The sequence below is a fragment of the Proteus genomosp. 6 genome, from assembly GCF_040139785.1.
Taxonomy (GTDB): domain Bacteria; phylum Pseudomonadota; class Gammaproteobacteria; order Enterobacterales; family Enterobacteriaceae; genus Proteus.
Genome location: NZ_JBEEVJ010000050.1, coordinates 1 through 859, shown reverse-complemented (window position 1 = coordinate 859; position 859 = coordinate 1). Strand labels below are relative to the sequence as shown.

The following is an 859-nucleotide window of genomic DNA, read 5'->3' as shown; positions in this document are numbered from 1 at the left end:
CGCGCTATTTCAGATTGAAACGAGGAAGAATTAGCAGAAATTTTAATAATCAGTTCACGCAGTTTTGCCATTTTATCCTCGCAAAAATAATTAATTTTCTGAAATAGACTGAAAGAAATTCTCTAACCCATTAGAACTATCATCACTTTCTTGGGTTGCATTGGGATCCCAGCGTAAAAGCACATCAGAAAGCGTGCATTTACCGCCTTGAGAGTGATAAATAGAAGAAACGATATGTGCTGTTTGAATATCACTGCGAATATCACCGATGGGATTAATGCGATCAAAAGCCATCCACATCCGAAGTTCACTCAAGCTCATTTGGCGAGTGAGTTCATCAAGAGTGCGCCCCATACGGAGCGCCAATGTCATTAAAAAGAAAGTATCAGGCTGGGCTACTTTTTTTCTGCATCATCAACCGAAATAGTTAAATCGAGCGCTTGTTTTAATAAACGAGAATGCACTGGACCATAAATGGCCATTACATCGTTGATGTCTGATTCATCAAAAACAACATTCCCTTTTTCATCACGCAACACATCAATAAACATCACAACATCAGCACGTAAATTACGTTGTGCAATTTCAATGTCAGATAACGAATGTTCATCTTCAGCATTATCATGATGAATAATTTCACGCCATTTCATCCATGCAAGTGATGACGGTTCACGAAGCATAACAACCGCATTTTCCCATTCAGCAACATTCACTTTCTTTGTGCGAAAAGCGTTCTTTTCACTTAAAGCCAGTGATTTTAATGACGGTTTTTTCATGGTTATTCGCTACCTTTATTTAAATTAACAGTCCCGTTTTTAATCGGCTTAGATTTACCTTTTAAACGTAGGGTAAATGAAGC

Annotated in this window: 2 protein-coding genes; both read right to left on the bottom strand. The window is 38.0% G+C overall.

Annotated elements, in window-relative coordinates; all coding sequences use genetic code 11:
- Positions 1-90 precede the first annotated feature (90 nt).
- Positions 91-354 carry a phage tail assembly protein T gene (locus ABN212_RS18725; RefSeq protein ID WP_232799173.1) on the bottom strand — a complete coding sequence of 88 codons (264 nt, stop codon included), beginning with the start codon at positions 352-354 and terminating at the stop codon, positions 91-93.
- Between the two features lie 41 nt (positions 355-395).
- Entirely contained in the window at positions 396-776 is a 381-nt protein-coding gene (locus ABN212_RS18720) for a phage tail assembly chaperone (protein WP_349443572.1), read from the bottom strand.
- Positions 777-859: the final 83 nt, after the last annotated feature.